This is a genomic window from Vibrio sp. SCSIO 43097 (assembly GCF_023650755.1).
Lineage (GTDB): Bacteria > Pseudomonadota > Gammaproteobacteria > Enterobacterales > Vibrionaceae > Vibrio > Vibrio alginolyticus.
Genome location: NZ_CP071841.1, coordinates 565,327 through 585,069, shown reverse-complemented (window position 1 = coordinate 585,069; position 19,743 = coordinate 565,327). Strand labels below are relative to the sequence as shown.

17 protein-coding genes are annotated in these 19,743 nt (G+C 42.3%); 12 read left to right on the top strand and 5 right to left on the bottom strand.

Features of this window, described 5'->3' with window-relative positions; genetic code table 11:
* Nucleotides 1–315 precede the first annotated feature (315 nt).
* Entirely contained in the window at nucleotides 316–1,260 is a 945-nt protein-coding gene (gene ylqF, locus J4N40_RS19085) for a ribosome biogenesis GTPase YlqF (RefSeq protein ID WP_005376521.1), read from the bottom strand.
* A 447-nt stretch (nucleotides 1,261–1,707) separates the two neighbouring features.
* Between ylqF and J4N40_RS19080 the strand changes: the two genes are divergently transcribed.
* From J4N40_RS19080 to J4N40_RS19060, 5 genes are all read left to right on the top strand, one after another.
* Complete coding sequence (locus J4N40_RS19080) at nucleotides 1,708–5,373, top strand: ATP-binding protein (protein ID WP_250654654.1); 3,666 nt, start codon at nucleotides 1,708–1,710, stop codon at nucleotides 5,371–5,373.
* Complete coding sequence (locus J4N40_RS19075) at nucleotides 5,357–6,523, top strand: EAL domain-containing response regulator (RefSeq protein WP_054577835.1); 1,167 nt, start codon at nucleotides 5,357–5,359, stop codon at nucleotides 6,521–6,523. Before J4N40_RS19080 ends, J4N40_RS19075 begins: the two co-directional genes overlap by 17 nt.
* Nucleotides 6,516–7,112 carry a response regulator transcription factor gene (locus J4N40_RS19070; RefSeq protein WP_017635347.1) on the top strand — a complete coding sequence of 199 codons (597 nt, stop codon included), beginning with the start codon at nucleotides 6,516–6,518 and terminating at the stop codon, nucleotides 7,110–7,112. Before J4N40_RS19075 ends, J4N40_RS19070 begins: the two co-directional genes overlap by 8 nt.
* A 9-nt stretch (nucleotides 7,113–7,121) precedes the next feature.
* A complete protein-coding gene (locus J4N40_RS19065; RefSeq protein ID WP_053307630.1) occupies nucleotides 7,122–8,492 on the top strand; it encodes a GGDEF domain-containing protein in 1,371 nt (456 codons plus the stop codon).
* A gap of 157 nt (nucleotides 8,493–8,649) precedes the next feature.
* Complete coding sequence (locus J4N40_RS19060; protein WP_033906494.1) at nucleotides 8,650–9,537, top strand: LysR family transcriptional regulator; 888 nt, start codon at nucleotides 8,650–8,652, stop codon at nucleotides 9,535–9,537.
* On the opposite strand, the gene J4N40_RS19055 is transcribed toward J4N40_RS19060, so the two are convergent.
* Nucleotides 9,534–10,142: a response regulator transcription factor gene (locus J4N40_RS19055; protein ID WP_017635344.1), complete on the bottom strand. Its 609-nt coding sequence runs from the start codon at nucleotides 10,140–10,142 to the stop codon at nucleotides 9,534–9,536. The two genes, J4N40_RS19060 and J4N40_RS19055, sit on opposite strands and share 4 nt — an antisense overlap.
* Nucleotides 10,143–10,826: 684 nt before the next feature.
* Between J4N40_RS19055 and J4N40_RS19050 the strand changes: the two genes are divergently transcribed.
* On the top strand, nucleotides 10,827–11,807 hold the full coding sequence (locus J4N40_RS19050) for a chemotaxis protein (RefSeq protein WP_025998672.1): 981 nt from the start codon (nucleotides 10,827–10,829) through the stop codon (nucleotides 11,805–11,807).
* Between the two features lie 49 nt (nucleotides 11,808–11,856).
* Here J4N40_RS19050 and J4N40_RS19045 read toward each other — a convergent pair whose 3' ends face one another.
* A complete protein-coding gene (locus tag J4N40_RS19045) occupies nucleotides 11,857–12,387 on the bottom strand; it encodes a prepilin-type N-terminal cleavage/methylation domain-containing protein (RefSeq protein ID WP_005376513.1) in 531 nt (176 codons plus the stop codon).
* 444 nt (nucleotides 12,388–12,831) lie between these two features.
* On the opposite strand from J4N40_RS19045, the gene J4N40_RS19040 reads away from it, so the two are divergent.
* From J4N40_RS19040 to J4N40_RS19025, 4 genes are all read left to right on the top strand, one after another.
* On the top strand, nucleotides 12,832–13,554 hold the full coding sequence (locus J4N40_RS19040) for a sulfite exporter TauE/SafE family protein (protein ID WP_042520743.1): 723 nt from the start codon (nucleotides 12,832–12,834) through the stop codon (nucleotides 13,552–13,554).
* Nucleotides 13,555–13,656: 102 nt separating this feature from the next.
* A complete protein-coding gene (gene rarD, locus J4N40_RS19035; protein ID WP_250654653.1) occupies nucleotides 13,657–14,562 on the top strand; it encodes an EamA family transporter RarD in 906 nt (301 codons plus the stop codon).
* A gap of 209 nt (nucleotides 14,563–14,771) precedes the next feature.
* Complete coding sequence (locus J4N40_RS19030) at nucleotides 14,772–15,158, top strand: MAPEG family protein (protein ID WP_047101434.1); 387 nt, start codon at nucleotides 14,772–14,774, stop codon at nucleotides 15,156–15,158.
* Nucleotides 15,152–15,685: a hypothetical protein gene (locus J4N40_RS19025; protein ID WP_047101435.1), complete on the top strand. Its 534-nt coding sequence runs from the start codon at nucleotides 15,152–15,154 to the stop codon at nucleotides 15,683–15,685. The genes J4N40_RS19030 and J4N40_RS19025 overlap by 7 nt, the downstream gene beginning before the upstream one ends.
* A gap of 284 nt (nucleotides 15,686–15,969) precedes the next feature.
* On the opposite strand, the gene J4N40_RS19020 is transcribed toward J4N40_RS19025, so the two are convergent.
* Entirely contained in the window at nucleotides 15,970–17,334 is a 1,365-nt protein-coding gene (locus J4N40_RS19020) for an endonuclease/exonuclease/phosphatase family protein (RefSeq protein ID WP_250654652.1), read from the bottom strand.
* 394 nt (nucleotides 17,335–17,728) lie between these two features.
* Here J4N40_RS19020 and J4N40_RS19015 point away from each other — a divergent pair, with 394 nt between their 5' ends.
* On the top strand, nucleotides 17,729–18,043 hold the full coding sequence (locus J4N40_RS19015) for a DMT family transporter (protein ID WP_005376506.1): 315 nt from the start codon (nucleotides 17,729–17,731) through the stop codon (nucleotides 18,041–18,043).
* A 79-nt stretch (nucleotides 18,044–18,122) separates the two neighbouring features.
* Here J4N40_RS19015 and J4N40_RS19010 read toward each other — a convergent pair whose 3' ends face one another.
* Nucleotides 18,123–19,028: a DMT family transporter gene (locus tag J4N40_RS19010; protein ID WP_005376505.1), complete on the bottom strand. Its 906-nt coding sequence runs from the start codon at nucleotides 19,026–19,028 to the stop codon at nucleotides 18,123–18,125.
* Between the two features lie 168 nt (nucleotides 19,029–19,196).
* Between J4N40_RS19010 and J4N40_RS19005 the strand changes: the two genes are divergently transcribed.
* The gene (locus tag J4N40_RS19005; RefSeq protein ID WP_047101439.1) at nucleotides 19,197–19,655 is read left to right on the top strand and encodes an NUDIX hydrolase; all 459 of its coding nucleotides are present in this window, start codon (nucleotides 19,197–19,199) and stop codon (nucleotides 19,653–19,655) included.
* Nucleotides 19,656–19,743: the final 88 nt, after the last annotated feature.

Here is a 19,743-nt window from a genome sequence, read left to right as displayed (position 1 = left end):
GAAAAACGCCAGCGCTGACACTTATTCATATTGCGGATTTTGGGGAGAGTGTCACTAACCAGGTTGCATAAGTTTGCAGACCCTTGCAAACTCGACATTTGAGGGTTGGATGGTGGCTGTAACTCTATAGGGGCCCGGGGTCTAAACTAGTTTGTGCTTAAAGTTTATACGGCGATTTTGCGGTGTTTTTTCGTGCTTCATATCTGGGATTTTGGATGAGGAATATAAAGTTTGAAAAGTGAAAAAATGGGCGCATTAGATAACAAAAAAGGCGCGAAAATCGCGCCTTGAAACATGAGTAGATAAGAGACAAGCTTATCGCTTATTACGTAAATAGCGCTTACGACGCTCTTCTTTACGCTTCGCTTTCTCTTCTTCTTTACGGGCGGTTTCAATCTCGACTTCAATCAGCTCTTGAGTGATCATTTCTGGGCGTTCTAATGTAATTTGGCCCAAAGTGCCTTGACGAAGTTCGTGCAATAAGATCTCTGATACTTTGTGCAAGTCAACACGTCCACCTGCACGTAGTGCACCGCGGCGACGACCAATTTCTTCCATGATCTCGATATCTGATTCTGGAAGCTCTTCAATTTGATAACGCTCTTTAAGCTTGTCTGCATAATGAGCTGCTAGGTATTCAATGGTATAGAATGCGACTTCGTCATATTCCATCGCTGTATCTTTTACCGCGCCAGTAGCCGCAAGGCGGAAGCCACTGTGTGGATTTTCCACTTTTGGCCATAAAATCCCTGGAGTATCAGATAATACGATGCCATTTTGCAGGTTGATACGTTGTTGACGACGTGTAACCGCGGGTTGGTTACCTGTTACAGCGATTGTTCGGCCTGCGAGGGTGTTAATGATCGTCGACTTTCCAACGTTTGGGATACCCATGATCATGGTGCGAATGTTTTTACCAATTTCTTCTCGGTGTGGGGCAAGTTTGCGGCAAAGCTCCATGATTCGATGTACTTCTTGTGGTTCAGAAGTCGTGATCGCCATTGCTTTTACATGTTGCTCTTGCTCCAAGTGCTCAATCCACAGTTGAGTTAACTCTGGATCGGCCAAATCACGTTTGTTCAAAACTTTAACGACAGGTTTGTCACCACGGATTTGAGAAATCAAAGGGTTTTCACTACTGAAAGGAATACGAGCATCCAGTACTTCGATGATCACATCCACTTGAGGGATTGCTTCTTCGATCTCTTTACGTGCTTTGTGCATGTGGCCAGGAAACCACTGGATTGAGTTATTAACCATTTGAATTTAATACCTTAATTTTTCTAATGCTCCAGCGGTTGTAAAAGTAGCAATGTGAATCTTGAGTGACACAATACTAGAACGCATTTTCTAAAACTGTGTTTACTTCAAGCTGCTCGAAACCGCGGAGTTGAGCTTTCTTTCATGTTAATGCGTCAGTTTATCATGGAATGATGATGAATCATTCAAGATGAAAGTAAAAAGCTATGGCGTGCAAACCTAAAAGCACACATCCCTTATGTATACCGACTCGCAGTGAATATCCGTCTGGGTGAGAGACCGAACGCAAACGCTGTGTAGTCAAAGGTGGATTGTGTTGTCAGATTGTTCTGACGAATTTTGGTTTTCTGCTTTTATATCAAAATTTTATTTTTATTTCGCTATTGAGCGAAGTTTGACTTTTATCTGACAAAAACTAGTCTGAGCTTCCATTCAGAGGAAGCAGTCATGCTCAGTATTCTTAGAAGTATTACGGTATCGTCCGTCGCCTTAATTTTTTTAGCGAGTTCTTTTTGCTCAACTGCCAAACCGAGTCCTAAACCGAAGGTCATCGTTGGTGTTATTGCGCAAGACGAAGCTAAAGACTCGTTTGACGGTAGCGTTGGTCCTTCGTACGGAATTAGTCTTGAGTATTTGTCTAACATTACTAAAGCTCTGGATTATGAGTTAGAACTTCGGACTTACAAGCATATTCCGTCTTTACTTGCGGATGTCGAAAGCAAGAGGATTGATGGTGCGGTTGGATTTAGTAAAACAGCAGCAAGAGAAAAGCGTTTCTTGTTTTCGATGCCTTTTTTTTCGAGCACTATCGCTGTTTGGTATCGGAATGCCACTTACCGAGATAGTGATGCGCGTGATCTTAAATGGGTGTGTGTTGAGGGCAGTGTGTATTGTGACAACCTCACTGAACGCGGTATCGATAAGATACATTACGTTAAAACACGTTTAGAGGCGTTTAATGAAGTTAAGCGAGGTAAAGCGAACGCGCTGATTTACACTTATGTTGGTATTACCCAATATTTGGATTTGAATGACATTGTAAAAGGGGTTGTCGATATTCCCAGTTGGTTGAAAAACGAAGAGGTGAGTTTTATCGCTTCGTTGGACAAACAGAGTCTGATCGATGACATCAACAAAATCCTTCAGTGGGAGCAAAATGGAAAAAACATTCGCTCCGTCGCCTCGAAAAATCCTTACCATATCAGTGATAAGTTATTGGTAGATTACCGACGTAATCATCAAAACAAACTAGTGATAACTTACAGCAGCAGTGACGAAGCTTATCCGTTTCTCTACCGAGATTCGCAAACGGGTGAGTTAGACGGTTTCTTTCCAGACTTCATCGACTTATTGCAGTCTCGTACTGGCTTGAGCTTTAAGTATGTGAAACCGACGTCGAGCCTTTCCAATGGATTAACGGCATTTGATGCCGATATAGTCCCCATCTCTTATGTGGGTGAGCTACCTAAGTCAGATTGGTTGTTCACTAAACCATTCATGCACAGTAATTACGTGGCTATCCAAGCGGAGCAGAGCAAGCGCGATAAATCTGCACTGAAAGAAGCGGGTATTCTGCTCACTTTGAAAAAGCAAGGGTTAGTTCATTTGGGCACTTGGCAGCAAGGCCAAGTTGATCATTATGATGATTTGAAGAAGCTGCTTACCGATTTGAAATCGGGCGTTTTGGATGTGGCTTACATTCCTGACGACATCGTTCACAACATGATTGCACAAGATCAAGTCAATGGCTTGGTGATCAATGCGGAGGACGTTTTGACGTTCTCTAATGCATTTGCGGTTGCAAACCACAATACACAACTGCAACACATGTTGAACAGCATCATCGAAACCATTGATTCTAACGAGATCGAAAAACTGCTGCGTTCTCACCGAAGCTTCAAACTGACTTATGGCTATGACGCGGAGCAGATCGCTACATTTGTTGTTGCTGGTTCATTCATATTCTGTCTCATGTTAATTGCGGCGTATTTCATCTTATCTCACATGCGACTTAAAGTGAGGTTAGCCGAATTTAATGCTGACAATGAGGAAGCGGAAAAGCAATGGCTGATGGACATCATCAAAGAGATCAATAGCTTGGTTTTTATCCATAGTGAAAATAACCATATGGAGATGAGCAATTGTGCCAACTACAACAGTAAACAGTGCCAACAATGTAAGTTGAAAAGTGATTCTGCGCACGCTCCTCTGGTGAATAATTTTGATGAACTAACCACTGTTATCGCTGGAAAGCGTATTTCAGAAGAGGTTGCCTCGTCGGGCTGTGAACTTGATATTAAACATGTATATCGAGAACGCAAAGTCATCGCTTCTCCTAGCGGTAAGAACAAGTTTGTACTGACTGTTATTCAAGATATTACCCAGCAAAAAGAACGTGAGCAGGCGTTAATCGATGCGCAAAAAGAAGCGCAAACCGCGGTACGTGCGCGCGAAAACTTTTTGGCAACCATGAGTCACGAATTAAGAACGCCATTGTCGGCAGCACACGGCATCCTCGATTTGCTAAATCGCCAAGTGACGGCAGATTCAAATCGCGAGTTAATTGCCCAAGCCATACGCTCGCTCAATCATTTGAATACGCTAGTAGACGAAGTACTGGATTATTCAAAGTTAGAGGCAGGGCACTTAACCGTCGCCCCAGTTAAGACCGACTTGCTTAAAACCTTGTGCGATGTGTTTCGAAGCTTTGAACCACGAGCGCTTGCGAAAGGTTTGGATTACAAAGTGACAATCAAACCATTTTCGAATGCTTTCATTGAAATCGACGCGCTGCGATTGGTGCAAATTACCACCAATCTACTCTCCAATGCGGTGAAATTCACTGCCGAAGGAGAGGTTGGAATCAGTGTCATTCTTCATGAAAAGCAGCTTATTTTGAAAGTGGCGGATTCAGGTATCGGCATGACGGATGACCAACTCGAAGGCATTCTCAATCCTTTTGTTCAAGCGGATGACACTATTACGCGTAAATATGGCGGTACTGGATTGGGGCTAAGCATTGTTGACCGATTGATCGACTGCATGGGCGGCGTGCTCTACATCGATTCACAATTTGGCTTGGGCACGACGATTACTGTCAGACTGCCAATTGAGCATTGCGACTCTGAGCCAGACGTTTGTTTGAACTGGACGTATAGCGAGAGCTTACCACTTAATATTCGCCAGTGGTGTGACGCGTGGAAAATGCGTCCAGCGACGTTAAAAACAATGGTGGCGAACCTTCACCCTATACACGACAGCGATGCCAGTTTTAATGGCCTAATGCTGCGTGACGAACAAAGGGTACTTGGCAGTCTTACGCTAAGAGAGATTCAATATCCAGATACATTGTTCAATTTGCTCAGCCAAACGCAGCAAGAAACCAAGCTTAGTGACGTAAATCAAGAAGTGGTTTCTTGGGTTCTCGGCACGGTACTGGTCGCAGAAGATAATCCCATTAACCAAAGTGTGATAGCAATGCAGCTTCATGAACTTGGAATCGAACCTGTCATTGTGAATAACGGCCGCGAAGCATGGGAATACATCAACCAAGATGAAAACGTTGTGTTGCTGCTGACCGATTTTCATATGCCAGAAATGGATGGCTATGAGCTTGTTAGGCACGTGAAAAACTCCGAATTTAAAGCAATTCCAATCATCGGTGTGACAGCAGAAGATGCTCGTCTTGCCATTGAGCGCACACAGGATATCGGCATTGATGATGTGCTCTACAAGCCCTATGACCTTAATCAATTAAAAACCGTTTTGATTCCATTTATTGGCGAAAAAGAGAGGGGTAGGCTGCCCGGCTGGATTAAACGGTTCAAAGCACAGGACGCAAAAGAGATTGCGCGCGTGTTTAGTCAATCAATGTCTACAGATATAAAAAACTTAAACGCCGCATCGACTGAGCGAGACAAAAAACGGGTCATTCATGGCATCAAAGGAGCGGTTGGGGCGATAGGGGTAAGCATGCTGACTGAGCTTTGCATTGAGGCAGAACGAGTTACTGCTGCGGAGTTTGACAGGCGAACAGCGGAGCTAATTTTACGAATCGAGCAGGAGATCGAAAACATAAACTATTGGGTAGAGACAAATGAATACACAATTTAATGTGATGGTGATTGATGACCATCCGCTACAAACCACAATACTTACGCAAATATTGGATCGCTATTGCGCGCAAGTCATCCCTTTTAACTGTGTGGATGCCGCTATTCAGAGTGTGCAGGAACAACATTTTGACGTAATTTTTTGTGATATCCAAATGCCCGGAAAAGACGGCATCGATATGATGGAAATGCTCGATAAAGTCCAGTACCAGGGGCAAGTTGTACTGGTCAGTGCAATGGAATTGACCATTATTTCTGCGGTAAGAGCCATGTGCGAGGGATTTAGCTTTGAAGTATTAGGGAAGCTGCCTAAGCCATACGATGAAAATGAAGTCGTTGATTTGTTGGGTAAAATAAAAGATGAAAAAGCGAAACAAGTCAGCTTTGCTCAACCTATTGAAGTGGAAGATCAAGAATTCCTGTTTGCTCTGGCTGAAGGGCGAGTGAAAAATTATTACCAGCCTTTAGTCGATGTGCAAAGTGGGGAAGTGCTTGGGTATGAAGCGCTCGCGCGTTGGAATCATCCTATTTATGGTGTGTTACCCCCTCATTATTTTTTGCCAATTGTAGAGCGTTGCCGCCTTTCTGGAGAGTTGTTTCAAGCTGTATTGAGTAATGTTATCTATGACATGAAACACCGCGGATTGACGCAAAACGTATCCATCAATGTAGACCATGAAAACATAGAAGATACGGCGTTCTCTCATTACTTTTTACAGCAATGTTTAGAGAGCGAGATTGACCCATCACAAATCACCATTGAAATTACAGAGCGAGATACATTTCAGACTAGCGCGTCCCTGTACAAGAATTTACTCAAGTTGAGGATGAACGGTGTCACTGTCTCAATAGATGATTTTGGCACGGGGTCATCGACGTTTGAAAAACTGGCTCAACTGCCATTCAACGAGTTAAAAATCGATCGTTCGTTTGTACAAGGTGTCGAATGCGACATCAAAAAACGCAACATCGTTGTTGCTATTTGCGCGTTAGCGAAAAGTTTGAATATACGACTGGTCGCGGAAGGTATTGAAGACGAAGTCACACTGCAAGCGATACGTGAGTATGGGATTGATCTTTGCCAAGGCTTCTACATTGATAAACCCATGCCACTAGAAGCCATAACCATACTAAATGAAAGATATGAATAAATTGAATTACTTGATCTTTGACGATCATCCTCTCGTTTGTGTTGCAATCAAGTCATTGTTGGAAGAGTTAGGGAAAACAAATGGGGTATTTACTGCAACATCAGCGAAGATGGCATTACAAATATTGAAAAAGGAAGAAATTCAACTGTTGATCTTAGATGTGAACTTGGCAGATTGCGATGGGTTTGATTTCTACAAACGTATCAAATCCCATGGTTATGAAGGCAAAGTCATTTTCTTCTCCGCTGAAACTAGCCAAATGTACAGCCAAATGGCTTTTCGTTCTGGCGCTGATGGCTATGTGTGTAAATCGGAAAATCACGACATTCTTAAAGACGCGATAGAAGCGGTAGAGAAGGGGTATACCTTCTTCAAATTTAAGCAAGTTGTTAACAGCGTTCGAGAAATGCCACAACTTTCAAGCAGAGAAAGTGCAGTAATGAAGTATTTATTACAAGGAAAGTCCAATAGAGAAATCGCTTCAGTGCTATCAATAAGTGATAAAACAGTCAGCACATACAAACGCCGTCTATTGGATAAATTTAACGTAAAGAACATTGTTGAGCTAACAAGAGTGGCGGGGGCGTAAGACCGCATCATGACACTTAAAAGTATCGCGTTGTCTCTTTTCATCGCAACATTACTATTCGTCACTTCTGTCACAATGATTGGTGCGGTGTTAATTTCTTATGAAGTAAAGCAGTTCAACACTTACGCGAATAATTTAGCCAAAATAAAACAAAAAGTAATTCTCATGGGGCTATTGACGGAAGCGCAGCTCGAGCAATACAAAGGCATGAGCGTGAGTGAAGTAGAAGCGCAAACAGAGCTGAGCTTTCAAGATGCGATTTACTCCCTGTCACGTTATGAAAAACTTAATTACGTTGAAGCTGTTGCACGGAAATCGCTTCATCAGGCTGAAGCGTATTTATCAAATGCGTTCAATCGACAAAATGCCGTTATGTATTTTCGTTCTTATACTGGAAACAAACTCATCTTAGAGAGACCGATTGAAGCGCTAGAGGGAGTGAAAGCCACATTTGATGTTGATTGGTGTAAAAGTAACTATTCTTGTGTGTTAGCCGCGTGGAAAGAGCAACTAACGGACCGGGTATTGTTTTCCCTACCATTTAAAACGACATACTCCGATGACATGGCGATAAGCATCATGAGTCCGGTTTACTTTCAAGGTGAGTTAGTGGGAGAGTTCTCGGAACAATTATACCTCTCGCCGCTTTATAATGATGGGAAAGCGGTGGATGTTCAAATAGCGAATGGGAACAAACAAATGGTGATTTATTTCGCTGGCTACCCCTTTCCATCATTCGCGTACACCCAATCATATGTCGCAGACAACAACAATCTTATCGTTTACATGTACCCATTCAGCAAAATTGTATTGGATTACGTGTTCTTGTTTATCATCTTCTTTTTCGTAACCTTAGCGTATTACAACAAAGCTTATGAATCTAAAGAGAGCCAACTTCGCCTCGCGAAAGCACTGACGAACGTGACGAAAGATGATTTAACGGGATTGTTTAACCGCAGAGTCTTTCAAGATAGCGAATTCAAACGTCGTTTGGAAACCGCGCCATATTCCGTCATTGCAATAGATGGCGATAGGATCAAGCGAATCAATGACCATTACGGTCACCATGTAGGGGACGAAGTTATTGGGATTATTGCTGATGCTATGTCTAAAGTGTTTCGAAATAGTGATTATCTAGTTCGAACTGGTGGTGATGAGTTTGTTGCGATTCTGCCGGGTTGCAGTATCAGCCAATCTTCAATATTGGCGAAGAAGCTTCGTAGTGTCGTTAAAGATAACCGACTAAAAACCTTGGATATCGAAGTTAGTGTGAGTACTGGTATCGCGGCGAATGAATTACACGAAACGCTTCAGGACGTTATTGTACGTGCAGATGAAGATCTCTATGAGATGAAAAAACACAGACAAAAGTCCCATTAAGCAGGTCTAGTATTGACTAAATGTTAAGTTACGGAACATAACCATGACATAACTGTTTGATTAATTTGACCAAACAGAATGAGTGGTCTTTTATATTAGAGCAGTCAACAAATAGTGATTGCTCTATTTATTCTCGACCTTACATCTGGTGTCGCACGTGAACAAAGATCTCGACTTAAACTTACTTAAAATACTTGTCTTACTGGATAAGCACCGTCAGCTCAAGCCCGTTGCGAAAGCGATGGGGAAGAGTGAAGCGTCAATTAGCAAATACCTTGCCCGATTGCGACTCCAGCTAAACGATGAATTGTTTATTCGGCATCCTCATCACATGGAACCGACGGACTATTTAAAACGTCAATTACCTAAAATTTCCGATGCACTCGAGAAGCTTGAAACTTGTCTAATTAGAGATGAGTTTGAACCGGAAAATTACGAAAAAGACATCACCATTTGTTTACCGCAAACCGCTCAATACTCATTTGGGCATTTACTTGCAATGGATTTAATGGTGCTGTTTCCCAAGGCGCACATTTCGATAGCAACGATTACAGAGTATACGATAGAAGAGATAATCCTAGGCAAAGTGGATGCGCAGTTACATTACTTCAACGAGGATGTTCCGAAATCTGTTTATCAGAAGTTCATCGGCTATGCGCCTGCTGTGGTAGTTGTCCCTGAAGAGCTGGGAATTACCACCCTGGAAGAAGCGGCCAAACTTCCCTTTATCATGTTAGAGATTATCGGTTGGAAAGAGAAAGAGCAGCTCGTTAAGCGTGCAATGGAAAGCCACGGTATGGTCATCAACCGTATTGCGGCTCTAGACAACGTAAGCAGCGTATTGAAGCTAATTAAGCAAAAAAGCGCCGCAACCGTGTTACTTGAATATCAGGCGCCAATTGATGGATATAAATTTATAAGAGTGCCAGAGCATTTTTACCCAGATGGCTGGCCAAAAGTGGTTGTACAGGTGAAGCAAAGCTTAAGACATGATGCAATGCACCAGTTGTTAATCGGTGCTATTGCAAAATACATGAGCGCTTAGCGGCAAAACTCAATGTTTTCTGACTGAGGAATAGTATGCAGAAGTTCAATCAACGTGTCCGCATGGTACTTTTTCAGAATACGCGTTTTGTAGGTGCTGATTGTTTTAGCGCTGAGTGAAAGTTGTTCAGAAATCTTCTTATTTGAGTAGCCTTGTACAAGATAATGGAACACCATGGCTTCGCGATTTGAAAGTGTTACGTTACCCGACGATGGTGTGTGAGTCGACTTAAACATTGAGTAACCGCGTGAAACACTCACAATTGCGTCAATAATGGTCTCTCTTGTTTCATGTTTGCTTAAGAAGCCATTTGCGCCCATTTCGTACGCTGCTTTAGAAAGACTCGAGTAGTCACGTGAAGAAACAAATAACAGTCGGCCACGATATCCTGTCGCTAAAATGTTTTTGGCTAAACGCATACCATCGCGGTCGCCAAGCACTACGTCTAAAATAATCAAATCAATCTTTTGGCCTCGGACAAGATCCATCACTTCCGCACTGTCAGTGGTTTGAATCACTTCAGCTGCGTTGATTATAGATTCAACTAGAGAAGCAAGTGCTTCGCTATACAATGGTTGAGCGTCGATAATAAGAACATTATTCAAAGTTAACCTCACCTAATACATCAACTAGTGTGCTGTCAGGCGACAGCGCAATTGGATGAATAGGATTGTAGGAAAAACCTTGCTAAGAGGAAGGAAAATGACTCTTTCCAAAAGTGAAAATCAGTGTCTTGATTATGGGAATAACGATGTCAGGTATTGAAATACCTAGTGATAGGATGATTGCTTAAAACTTACGCTGACAGAAAACTAACAAACTGAAAGTGTTCTTTCAGTGTTCTATGTCTTCAGATTTTCTTGCGATGCCTCTAGCGCTTCGATTTAAACTCGTGTGTTCACAAGCGCAGTTTTATACCATGCCACTTGAAGAGAGCTTGTTCTACACCAGGCATGAGCACAGTAGCCAACTTTGCACTGATATCTGTTGGATAGGTTTGGCTATTGACGCTGAACATCACTTCAAATTATTTCTAAACTTTTCATTGACTCGGTCGCTAAAAGTGGAGGTGTTAATTCGCACTTTGGCCACTCATAATGTCGTGTTCAAAAATGAGACAATTTTACATGGTTTGGTATGGAAATGTGCGTTAGCCGTCCTTTTGATGGTTTACAAATTTTGTTGTAACGACTAAAAAGGACTTTTGGATTTTTAGCCAGAGAATGGCTTCTCATGGCGTTTGCATCAAACTTTTTCTGATGCGTATTTTTGGTTGGATAATTGGCTTTATGAGTAACGTAACCAGCACCATTTTGACAGAAAGTGGTACCAATGAGCTTGAAATCATCGAGTTTCATTTAGAAAAAACATTGCCAGATGGCAGCACAAAAACTTGTTATTACGGCATTAACGTTGCGAAAGTACGAGAAGTGATTCGCGTGCCAGAAACAACCGATTATCCAAACGCACAACCTCATATGATTGGTGTGTTCTCATCCAGAGATGTACTGACGCCTTTAGTGGATTTAGCTGGTTGGTTAGGTGTGCCAACACGACAAGATCTGGAGCGCAAGTTTGTAATCGTTACGGATTTCAACAAAATGACCAATGGCTTCTTAATTGACAGCATTTCGCGTATTCATCGCATCTCTTGGAATGATGTGGAATCACCAAGTCAGTTTTTGGAAGCGGGCGAACAAGATTGTGTAGTAGCCGTTGTCCGTAAAGAAGGCAACCTGATCATGATTCTCGACTTTGAAAAAATCATCGCAGACATCAACCCAGAATTGAGTATGGAAAAATACGATGTGAAAGGGGACAAGTCGGTGGATCTCAACCAGAGAATGGTCGGTAAGCGTAATGCTAAAACGATCATGGTGGTGGATGACTCAGCATTTATTCGCTCTTTGATCCAAGATACATTAGCTTCTTCAGGCTACAATGTGATCACATGTAAAGACGGTGGTGAGGCGCATGAGAAGTTGATGAGTTTGATCGAGGTTGCGAAAGAAGAAAACTTGCCAGTTAAAGAGCTATTAGATGCGGTGGTTACGGACGTAGAAATGCCTCGAATGGATGGTATGCACTTAGTGAAGAGACTACGCGATACCGAAGCGTTTCATGAAATGCCGATCATTATGTTCTCGTCATTGATGAGTGAGGATAACCGAGCGAAAGCACTATCTCTTGGCGCAAATGATACGATTACCAAGCCAGAGATTGGCCGCATGGTGAATATGATGGATAAATACGTGTTTAACTTTGCGTAAAAAACCGATCAGATGAAACAAATAAGGCTGCCGATTGGCAGCCTTATTTTTATTGAGGGCAGGGAAGAATATCTAAGGTGTAACTCTCGTTTGGAGTCTGCGGTGGCCCATATAAAATTCCGCATTGTGTAAGGCTAGCTCTTTTTTCGTCGGCTGCAGCAATGACCATTTCGCGAGTTGTTGAACCAGCCGGGTGATGAAATGTTTTCCAATCCGAGTCTTCTTCGTTCAGTCCTTGCACGAGTAACTTCATCGATTCGCTATCAGAATCAGGATATCCATATAAAAAAACACAGCGCTTTGAACCACCAATATTACAGCCGTCAAATGGTAAATCTGCCATTAAAGCACTGTCTACGAAGTTTGAAACGTAAGGCTTGCTTTCCAATCCCGCAATCGCCATTTTCCCATAACCCACGCCTAATGCTGACGCAATAGCGCCTTTCATTCCTTCCAAACGTGCTTCACGTGCATCGCTTTGAAGGTTTAAAAAGCGTGGCGCGGCAGTGACAGCAAGAATACCGAGCACGACAATAACTACGACTAACTCTATTAGAGTAAATCCCGTTTGTTTTTTCATATTATTTTCACAGCAAGTTAAAGGTAGAAAAACACTGACCGTACACTTGTTTATTGTGTAAATAAGTACGGTAATGATAAATCGATCAGTAGTATAAAGAGGTGAGTTGTAAAGTGCTATACCGACGCCGCACTAATTGACTGAATCCATTAAATGCAATGGAGAATTCACGGGTCTAATTCTGCTAGATTTTAAGAGGTCATTAATTCCGCTGAAGAAATGCTGCGTGAACAGGCGAGCATGAATCCTCTTCGATGTAAGCAAACATGTACATCAGCGGAATGAAATACAAAATGCAAATGAGGGCGAACCGCACAAATGGATTGTCTTTTTATTCACTTTGATGAATGCTACGCGGAATTCATATCGCAGTATGCCTGAGGTATTCATCATGCGAATGTGCTTTGGTCTTGTGTTTATTTTTCAAATATAAGAATAATCTAAATGGAATTCGATTCGATAAACTTCCTTGCAATAGGTTTGATATTTCTTGGCTCTTATGTCCAGACCGCAATCGGTTTTGGCTTGGCTATTGTTGCCGCACCTTTACTGATTCTTTGGGCGCCAGAATATGTTCCTGCGCCAATCTGTTTAGTCGCGTTATTTATTTCGTTGATGAATGCGATGAAGCACCGCAGTAGTGTTGAAATCGGCGGCTTAAAGATGGCGTTGATTGGGCGAGTGCCGGGATCAATTGCTGGTGGCTTGCTACTCTTTTTTGTATCTACACAAACTCTCACGCTTTGGATTGGTTTGTTGGTGCTGTTTGCAGTCGTGGTGAGTGTTTTACCGTTTCGGGTTGAGCCTACGCCTTCGCGTATGACATGTGCTGGTTTCTTTTCTGGGTTGTTTGGTACCAGTTCTGCGATTGGAGGCCCTCCGATGGCGTTATTGTTGCAGCATCAAGAAGCAAATCAGTTACGCGGCAACTTATCGGCTTTTTTTGTTTTCAGTTCGATTATTTCACTAATAGTACAAATCCCAGTGGGCTTCTTCACATTGCATCATTTGGTCATTACTATTCCTCTATTACCTGCTGCGGCGCTTGGTTACTGGCTAGCAATGAAAACTACCCAGTCGTTACCAAAAGAAAAGATTCGGTTTGGGGCACTTATGTTGTGTTTTGTGAGTGGCTTTACCGCCGTCGTACAAGCGTTGAGCCAATAATGCCATCTGCATCATAAAGTCACTGCGGGATTGCATTCCTTTTTATGTATGGCGGACTTGTTTACTTACGCCAAATTGGTCGTTTAGATGGGCGATAGTTTTATGAATAACACTCGTTATGGCACTTTTATGGCAGCATTCTCCTTTGTGATCTGGGGATTGCTACCAATTTATTATCGTTATTTACCAAATGCTTCTATGGATGAGTTGCTAGCATGGCGAATCATTGGGTCTGTACCTGTCGGGTTTCTAATTGTACTTGGGATAACCCGTCGAGGGCTGAATTGGAAAGAAATCTGGCTTGATAAAAAATCCTTGTGGTACACGTTTGTGGCGAGCAGTTTGATGTGTATTTCTTGGAGTGCGTTCACTTGGGCTTTGACCCATCATCGGGTCATCGATGCCAGCTTAGGCTTCTTTATTGGACCATTAGTATCTGTTGCGCTGGGCGTATTTATTCTTGGGGATAGGCTCTCAAAAGGCAAACTTATTGCAATAGTGTTGGCAACAATTGGTGTTATGTATCAAGTGATTCACTATGGTCAGCTGCCCGTTATCGCACTAACGATGGGGTTGTTCTTTGCTTTGTATGGGCTTTACAAGAAGAAGATAAATTATGACTGGAGTACAACCTTGTTTGTTGAGGCGTTGTTACTGACTCCAGTTGCACTCGCATATTTGCTCTATAAACAATGGGCAACTGGTGAACTGGCTTCGGGCACAGATACCAAAACATTGCTTTTGTATTTTGGCAGTGCACCTATCACACTTTTACCACTTGTATTTTATTCTATCGCAATACGTATAACTAATTTATCAACCGTCGGTCTAATGCAATACATCGAGCCAAGCTTGCAGTTTGTGTTGGCAGTTATGTTTTTTGGCGAGTTGTTTGACGAAGTGAAAGCGGTGACCTTTGCATTTATTTGGGTAGGGCTGTTGTTCACCATTTTTGAAAGTATTATCAAAGGGCATCGGCGCAAAAAGCTGGTCAAACACCCCTTATAGTGGTTTCAATATTCTCACATATTAGCTTCTTTATTCTTATGCCCTCCATTCGAGGGCATTTTTAATGTCATGAAGCATTGGCTTTCGTTTTTTGCCTGAATAGAAATCATAACTTGAGATTATTTTACGCATTATCATAATGATACCGCTATAGTTATAGCCAAGTGACACGCTTATATAAGTGAAAACCAGATCAAGAAGGACGACATATGATCACTGCTCTGTATGCCAACATTCTCGCAATACTCATTATTTGGTTGGCTGTTCAAGTAATTAAGCAACGTCGCTTAAATCAAATTGCTTATGCCGATGGTGGGGTAGAGGCTCTACAAATTGCTCGTAGTGCCCAGAGTAATGCGACAGAATATATCCCCATCACCCTGATTTTAATGGCACTTTTAGAATTCAATAGTGCTTACCCAACATGGATACATCTCATCGGTGTTATTTTTGTAATTGGTCGAGTTATTCATGCTAAAGGCATATTGAAAAAAGACTTGAAAAAGCGCATTAGAGGGATGCAGGTGACATTTCTGGTGATACTTTCATTGGTTGTGTTAAATATGATTTACCTGCCATACGATAAGTTATGGTAAGTCTGCGACGTTATATTCCATCGCCTTGGGTACTCGTTCTGATTGGATTAGTACTGAATATTGGCGCGATCATCGTTACTAGCTTAGTCCTTGATAAGTTGGGTAAACAGCACTCGCAGCTCGCAGAGCAAACAGCAGAAAACTTGTATTCCATCCAACTCGCATGGAACAGTGTGGAAACCCTAGAAAGAAAAAGAGAAGCTTTACTGCTGCATGTGCACATAAGTCAGAGCGTAGCGATACCTTTAGAGCTAGAAGAGGTATTAGCAGGGCATTTATCTTCCTGGGTTCTCAACGAGTCGGATGAAATAAAAATTGATCAACTTCCTCAACTGATGTCAAAGATAAATCAGGCACAAGCTTCGTATAGAGACCGCATCGATAATTACTACATTGAGAATGTAGAGCTCAATGAGGTAATGGCAAAGCAGGATGAAAAGATCGCTTGGTACAAGAATATCGGACTCTTCTTGCAAGTATTCGGACTTGCGTTAATCCTTGCACGCGACTTAGCTAGGAAGCAATAAAAGCAAGAGCTAAAGATCAGGTTTATTGCGAAATGCCAATGGTAGTTTGCAAATTGCAATTTATTCTGTGAGCAAACAGTAGCTATTGGTTAAGTTTTAATGAAAGTGATTAAATAACAACCTGTTTTTGTGCACTGAAAAGTTGGCACGCCTCATGCTTTAGTATGAGTGACCCTTTCTAAGCCGAGGGTCACCTAGCCAACTGACGTTGTTAGTGAACCATCTTGTTCACAAATATATACAGCCAATCACGACTCCTTGTGGTTGGCTTTTTTTTATGCAGTCTAGAACTGTGCTTTAATCCAGATCATGCGATGGTCGGAAGATACATCCTTACCATCACCATACTTACCGATACGTGCATCGTTAAATAGTTTACGGCCTTCTTCATAAGACGCTGACCAGTACACACCAGAGTCTATTACATTCAAATTTGCTGAAGGCAAGGCATAGTCTACCCCTAAGCCAAACGTTGAAGTGATGCGATTCGGATATGGGTGAGTTGAACTGCGGTCAACAGCGTGTTCAGCTGCACCAAAGCTTGTTGGGTAACGCTCACCATTCATCACGGTTTGATTAACCAATGGATCGTTGTGCAGCTCTTGCATTACAGAGCTAATACCGTCACCAGCCACTGGATCAAGGTTTTGATCACCCATCATTACGAATTTAGTGCCGTTCGTTAAGCCACCTGTTTTACCCGCATCGTCGTAAAAATAGTCTTTGCCTTGAATGTAATGATGCCAAAACTCCACTTCTGCTGCGTTTTGCGCTTTGTTTTTACCGGTGTCGAATACTGGTGGAGTAGGATGAGACATCAACAAGTGTACAACTTCTTCGCCATTGCGAGTTGGAATGATGATTGGCGCGTCGACGTGATTTTTCGAAGATAGACGCACTTGATCCCATTCTTCCGCTGAGTACCATTCATCACCACACTTCATGCCGTCTGGAATCTTTTGCGAACCGTCACAGATAGTAATGGTTGGAATTTTCGCACCTTCCATATCTTTCCATTTAAATGCTTGGAATGTACGTGTGTTTGCCGTGTCAATTTTATACTTAGACATAAGGGCAAATGCATATTGACCATGGTACATGCCAAAGCCCCATGCATCACCTGGCATTTGACCTGCGGTTCCGTTGTTGTCGAGATCAAACTCACTCAATAACCCTGTATTGGTTGAATAAGACTCAGCATAAGGGTATTCAATAGGCTCAAGGTTTGCTTCACCGCCCGCGCCATCGATACTTTGCGCGACAGACAAGTAGTTCTTCTGGAATCCTTCAATGGCTGCTTTGCTTTCACCTGTTCCATCGTTGTTGTATTCCGCCATCATGAGAACATCAGGACGATTCTTTTGAATGATTGCTGCAACGTTACGAATTTGAATGACTTTTTCCGCAGTGGTTTTGTCTTCGGCTGCGATTGAACCGTCTAAATAAGAGGTGACCAACGCAGCTTGCTGCGTTGGTTCAATTTGCATTTCATCTACCAAAGTTTCGAAGGTAGCGCGGTCAAAAGAGAGGTTGTAAGTCGCTATTTTTACTTCTTTAGGCTGGACATTGACGTATTCAGTATCGTCATTACATCCAGATAGTAGAGCGGCGCCAACAAGGACAGCGATAGAGGTTTTGATTGCTTTCATGGGTACGTCATACCTTATAATTAATTCGGCTGAATATTAAAGTCATCAGTCATTGTTTTAAGCGATATTAGTCACACAAACGTTTTCATATTTACATGTTCAATTAGTTTTTGTGTGATTTGTGCAATAAATGCAACACTTTCAACACCAGAAGGTTATATGTAAATTGTTAAAAAACGGTGTCGTTATTGATGCGAAATAGAGAGTCCGCCACCGTTAAAAAGAAAAGCGTAGAATTTAAGCGTGCATGAGATGTTTGAGTTGTATGCTTATCGACGTGTTTTATTTTTTATGTTTAGATTTCCGTATATAATAAGCAGTCAATCAGAAGTGAGGACGACCTCACCGCTCTATCTTTTCTCGGGGACGACCCCATCTCGTTGGGAAATGTGACATGGCTTGGGGAATTCTCTTCATTGCGGGCTTGTGTGAAATCGCATGGGCTGTCGGTCTTAAATATTCACAAGGGTTTACCAAATTCGGTGCTTCGGCATTCACTATTGTCTTTATGTTATTGAGCTTTTGGTTGCTTGGCATTGCGTTAAGAACCTTGCCTTTAGGCATTGCTTATGGAGTATGGGTAGGGATTGGCGCAATAGGCACGGCAGTCGTGAGTATTTATCTGTTCAATGAGCCAGCAACACTTATCAAAGCCTTAAGCTTGCTAATGATTGTCGCTGGTATCGCAGGGTTAAAAATATCAGCTTAACGTTAGGCTAAACACAAAACAGCCAGAGTCACTCTGGCTGTTTTTCTAAATGTCGTGTTTACGGTTCTGGCGAGGTATATCAAGCGTTGCGCTTAATAAAAGGTAACCGTAAGTGATGACCAAACGCATTAATTAATGCGCCTGTAACAATCAGACCGCCACCGACGTACGTCCAAATGATCGGAACCTCGCCAAAGAAAATGATGCCCAACAACACAGAAAATACGATCTGGATATACGAATAAGCGGAGGCTTTACCCGCTTGTTGAGTTTGCATCGCTTTGGTTAACCCCAATTGTCCAATTTGGGTAAAGACACCAACTAGAACCAACATGAAAGTCAGATATAAATCGGGCATTACAAAATCGTCGCCAATCAGTAAGAGTGAAGCGGGGAGAGCAACCAACGGGAAATAGAAAATGATCACTGAGCTGTCTTCTGTCTGACTCAGTTTTCTGACAATGACGTAGGCAATTGAGCTACCAAATGCGCCTAAGATCGCAATCATGACGCTAAACATTGGTAAAGCGCTATCTGAGCCTTGCCCAGTTTCTGGGCTTACCATGATATAGATGCCGAGTAAGCACAACGCAATACAAAGGAAAGTTGACGGCTGGATGCGCTCTTTCAAGAAAAATACGGCGAGTAGTGCAGTAAATACCGGATGAATATATTGGAATATCGTCGCTTCTGCCAAAGGTAAGGTGGTCACTGAATAATATACACACATCAGAGCCATCGTACCCACAGCACCGCGTGCAAATAGTAATGGCTTATTATTGCCCCATACAGAAATTCGTTTTCGCTTTACATCGAAATAACTAATGATAAGTGAAACGAGCGCTCTTGCTGCAACGATTTCAAAAACGGGGATACCGTAGTTGCCGACGTGCTTTACTGTAGCCGACATCAGAGCAAAGCCGAACGCGGAAAGCACCATAAAGCGCACACCGATGGGAATCATAGTGTTGAATGAATTGGACATTTTACTGCTCATTTGTTGCGACAGATCTCACTTTAGCATACTTAGTTAGCGATTAAATCCTCTAAACTCAAACACTTCTGTCGGCAAGATGAATAAACAGTAGAATACGTAGCAATTAATCTGCCTCTCTCAGCGTAACAATAAAAACTCGATATTTAAGGAGCTTACATGATCCCGATAAAAGCAACGCATGTTTCAGGCGTTGTCATTTCAAAAATTGATGGCATAGAAAAAATGTTGTTACTCAAACGCGTAAAAGGTGGCTATTGGTGCCATGTTGCAGGTGGTATCGAAGCGGGTGAAGCCGGGTGGCAAACCATTTTAAGAGAGTTAAAAGAAGAGACACTAATTGACCAAGTTGAGTTACATACAGCAGACTTTCTAGAGCAGTTCTACGAAGCAAAAAATAACCGTATCATGGTTATCCCATGTTTTGTGCTACTTTGTCCGCCTAACCAATCAGTTGTTCTTAACGAAGAGCATACAGAGTATCGCTGGTGTACGCTTGAAGAAGCTAAGCAGCTGGCTCCGTTTGCCAATCAGCATCACCTATATGAACATGTATGGAAACATTATGTAGATGTGGCATCACTAACGCCATTTACGCTGATCGATCAAAAGGGCTAAATGAACGGCAACGGCTTTGATTAGTTTTTATAGAGAGGTTTGTTCTCATAAAATGAAGCGTTAGGATTTGCGCTGAGCGTTCACAATA

Excerpts from the sequence above, each read along its gene's own strand:
- ylqF (WP_005376521.1), bottom strand. The coding sequence starts at position 1,260 with ATGGTTAATAACTCAATCCAGTGGTTTCCTGGCCACATGCACAAAGCA.
- J4N40_RS19080 (WP_250654654.1), top strand. The coding sequence starts at position 1,708 with ATGCTCAGTATTCTTAGAAGTATTACGGTATCGTCCGTCGCCTTAATT.
- J4N40_RS19075 (WP_054577835.1), top strand. The coding sequence starts at position 5,357 with ATGAATACACAATTTAATGTGATGGTGATTGATGACCATCCGCTACAA.
- J4N40_RS19070 (WP_017635347.1), top strand. The coding sequence starts at position 6,516 with ATGAATAAATTGAATTACTTGATCTTTGACGATCATCCTCTCGTTTGT.
- J4N40_RS19065 (WP_053307630.1), top strand. The coding sequence starts at position 7,122 with ATGACACTTAAAAGTATCGCGTTGTCTCTTTTCATCGCAACATTACTA.
- J4N40_RS19050 (WP_025998672.1), top strand. The coding sequence starts at position 10,827 with ATGAGTAACGTAACCAGCACCATTTTGACAGAAAGTGGTACCAATGAG.
- J4N40_RS19045 (WP_005376513.1), bottom strand. The coding sequence starts at position 12,387 with ATGAAAAAACAAACGGGATTTACTCTAATAGAGTTAGTCGTAGTTATT.
- J4N40_RS19040 (WP_042520743.1), top strand. The coding sequence starts at position 12,832 with ATGGAATTCGATTCGATAAACTTCCTTGCAATAGGTTTGATATTTCTT.
- rarD (WP_250654653.1), top strand. The coding sequence starts at position 13,657 with ATGAATAACACTCGTTATGGCACTTTTATGGCAGCATTCTCCTTTGTG.
- J4N40_RS19030 (WP_047101434.1), top strand. The coding sequence starts at position 14,772 with ATGATCACTGCTCTGTATGCCAACATTCTCGCAATACTCATTATTTGG.
- J4N40_RS19025 (WP_047101435.1), top strand. The coding sequence starts at position 15,152 with ATGGTAAGTCTGCGACGTTATATTCCATCGCCTTGGGTACTCGTTCTG.
- J4N40_RS19020 (WP_250654652.1), bottom strand. The coding sequence starts at position 17,334 with ATGAAAGCAATCAAAACCTCTATCGCTGTCCTTGTTGGCGCCGCTCTA.
- J4N40_RS19015 (WP_005376506.1), top strand. The coding sequence starts at position 17,729 with ATGGCTTGGGGAATTCTCTTCATTGCGGGCTTGTGTGAAATCGCATGG.
- J4N40_RS19010 (WP_005376505.1), bottom strand. The coding sequence starts at position 19,028 with ATGTCCAATTCATTCAACACTATGATTCCCATCGGTGTGCGCTTTATG.
- J4N40_RS19005 (WP_047101439.1), top strand. The coding sequence starts at position 19,197 with ATGATCCCGATAAAAGCAACGCATGTTTCAGGCGTTGTCATTTCAAAA.